The sequence below is a fragment of the Acinetobacter sp. HR7 genome (genome assembly GCF_000773685.1).
GTDB lineage: Bacteria > Pseudomonadota > Gammaproteobacteria > Pseudomonadales > Moraxellaceae > Acinetobacter > Acinetobacter thermotolerans.
This window is the reverse complement of sequence record NZ_JPQO01000049.1, coordinates 1-2,870: the sequence shown is the minus strand read 5'-3', so window position 1 is coordinate 2,870 and position 2,870 is coordinate 1. Positions and strand designations below refer to the sequence as shown.

Genomic DNA, 2,870 nt, shown 5'->3' with positions numbered 1-2,870 from the left:
CAGTGGACATAACTGTAATTTTATTTTCATAGACGGATTTAAAATGAGGTTATGTCCTTTTTATTTCAATGACTTAAAAAGTTGAGATTGGCGTTTTAATTAAAAAAAAAGGATAACTGATATCCTCAAATTAGGAGGATGTTTTTATTGTTACTATAAGATTTTTTAACAATACCCATAACAAATACCTGCATATCACAAGTGCCTTTTGAATAGGCAATAAAAAAGCTCGCCCAATTTAAAATTAAGCGAGCTGATTTCTAGCACTAATGGCTATATGAAATATACTGATCCATCAGGCATTGTGAAAGCATTCATATCCCGGGTAGCGGAAGTGATTCCAGCAACCGAGATACTTTCAATATAGTGATAGTTTGTCGTTGAAAGCGGTATTTCCCCATTCGAAACCACCTTCTTAACAACATTTAATGTTGCCTTTACCATTGATCCATCAATATTTCTAACTTTTTCATCAACTGAATAAGATTCAAAATATAATTTCATACATAACCTCAAATTATAAAAATATGAGACTAGCAGATAATTTATCCAATCGATGATTGACAGGGTTAGAAGCTTAGGCAAAAAATTTGAGTATAAATACTTTCATCAATAGAGTTCACATAGAGAATATTTGGATGATTCGGACAGAATGAGGTTGGGATTGATTTAACATCTAGTGGAATTGGTCTATAAGAAATAACATCCTGATAATTTTCTATGCGATCCACTTATCCCAATCAAAATTAGTTTCCATTTTTACACCACCCTCAGATTATTATTTGGTGATCACCTCACTATACACTACCATTTTTGAGCAGATTAAATTTGCAGCAAAATACTAAATCTTTTAAATCATTTTATTACAAAGCCAAAAAGCCCCAAAAAAGTGAGCTTTTACTTGGATCTTATCGAGTTACTTCTAGATACATCCTTAAAATAAAAAACTAGCGATTCTAGTTATATACTCCGTTAGGAATATTTAACTTTAGTCTTTGGAATACGCTTATTTTTGTTCTTAAATTTCTTTTGGTGAGTAACTCTCAGGCAATGCCGACATACTTTGATCTCTTCCCTTATTGCTGAATAGTCAAACTCAGTCTTGCCATGAAAGCCAATTAAACAAAGGAAGAATCGAAGCACAAGAAAATCTCCGGATACAAAAATGCCTCCCTAAAGGAGGCGAAAACTTGGGAAGTTACAGCCATAAAAATCTGATTGCGCATTTTATATAAGTTTGTTTTTTGATCACTGGCAAAAAATTACAATCTTATTCCTAATAAAAATCCCACTTAGCTTGGGGAAACTAAGCGGGATAGGTCTAGTACCTCTTTATTATTTATTCTTCTTTGTTGGTTTTATTGTGATTTAAAAGTAGCATTGAAAGCTAAATGACAAAGTATAGAGAATATAGAGAAACTGTTTTTACCCGTTTAAGTTAGGTTACTTTTTGGTATTTCTGGCAATAAAGACATTGTTTTTCATATTTTTTATTTCGTGTTAGGCAGCTAAAGTAAATATCTAAAAAATTTAACATATAAAAATAAAGACCTCACTTGAATGTGAGGCCTATCTTTAGTTATTGAGTTGTATTAGGAGCCTTGTTATCTGTCTCTGCATCGTGAGCACAACTCTTTCCATTTCCTTTTCTACATTTTGCTTTTTTATAGCAATAACCAGCCAATACACCAGCACCAATCAAAGTTAATAATCTCATTTTTCACCTCTATGTATCAAAAATACCATCCTATATAAGTACCATCTACATGCATTGCATTCCAAAGTGATTTAGAGTGTTTTTTTAAATGAAAGGTTAATTTATGTGTATCAAATTAAATACCTAATATTAAATGTATTTTAACAACTTTCTTTTGTTTTATTCTTATATTAAAACTTATAAAAAAACCACCCGAAAGGTGGTTTAAAATTTAACCTTTTAAAGTTTTAAACTTATATATTTATTGCGTTTGAGATTCTTCAAGTAATTGTTCAGAATTTTTTCGACCAATCGGGATTTGACGAGGTCGTTGTTCTTCAGGCACATTCCGTTGCAAATCGATAGTTAACAAACCATTGGTATAGTCTGCCTGTTGAACCTCGACATGTTCATCCAGTCGTAATGACAAAGTAAATGAGCGACTTGAAATACCTTTGTACAGATATTCTTTATCAGTGTCATTTTTTTCTTCTTCGGTGACTTTACCGCTAATGGTCAGGACCTGATTTTCCAGATTGATTTCAAGTTGGTCCTTATTAAAACCGGCAGTCGCAACGGAGATTCGGTAACTATTATCTCCGGTTTTTTCAATATTGTAGTGAGGATAATTAGGTGTTTCGCTTTGCAAGGCGAAATCAAACAGATCGCTCAAACAATCAAAACCAATACTCCGACGGAATAGTGGTGACAGACTGAAATTACTCATTGCTATAACCTCCTGATTCTAACAATCAGCTGAGATTTCTGTTCTTACTCATGATCACAGAATCTAAAGCAATCTCACTTGTTATTAAAGTTATCAGGGTTCTACCTGATATTTTCAATCCCTAATAACAACTAAAATAAAATTCGTATATTTCGTCTGAAATTAAAGTTTTCTGATCTGGAGTTAACAAACTCTAAGTATTCTTAGAATATCAAGATTTGATTATTCACCCACTTCTCTATTTTCCTGCTCCCACTCATAATTAATTTCAGTAACACCTTTTAAACATAGAAAACAGCATAAAAATTTAAGCATTATTTTTCTCCTTCTTTTTAATATTGTCTTAACTTGGCTTTATACAAATAAAAAATCACTCATTTATACGATTCAATTACTATTAAGATATAAATTCTCTTAGTACAGCCTTTCGTAAGCATCCGGCTAACA

3 protein-coding genes are annotated in these 2,870 nt (G+C 32.0%); all 3 read right to left on the bottom strand.

The genetic code is table 11. From position 1 onward, the window contains the following. Positions 1-273 precede the first annotated feature (273 nt). A complete protein-coding gene (locus tag GW12_RS03455) occupies positions 274-504 on the bottom strand; it encodes a hypothetical protein (protein ID WP_034583415.1) in 231 nt (76 codons plus the stop codon). Positions 505-1,579: 1,075 nt separating this feature from the next. Then, positions 1,580-1,717 (bottom strand): hypothetical protein, encoded by a 138-nt coding sequence (locus GW12_RS15840; protein ID WP_171077656.1) that lies wholly within the window; start codon positions 1,715-1,717, stop codon positions 1,580-1,582. Positions 1,718-1,958: 241 nt separating this feature from the next. Next, on the bottom strand, positions 1,959-2,423 hold the full coding sequence (locus GW12_RS03450; RefSeq protein ID WP_034583412.1) for an Hsp20 family protein: 465 nt from the start codon (positions 2,421-2,423) through the stop codon (positions 1,959-1,961). Positions 2,424-2,870: the final 447 nt, after the last annotated feature.

What these genes read in the sequence shown, in the direction of transcription:
- GW12_RS03450 (WP_034583412.1), bottom strand. Translation starts at nt 2,423, where the DNA reads ATGAGTAATTTCAGTCTGTCACCACTATTCCGTCGGAGTATTGGTTTT.
- GW12_RS03455 (WP_034583415.1), bottom strand. Translation starts at nt 504, where the DNA reads ATGAAATTATATTTTGAATCTTATTCAGTTGATGAAAAAGTTAGAAAT.
- GW12_RS15840 (WP_171077656.1), bottom strand. Translation starts at nt 1,717, where the DNA reads ATGAGATTATTAACTTTGATTGGTGCTGGTGTATTGGCTGGTTATTGC.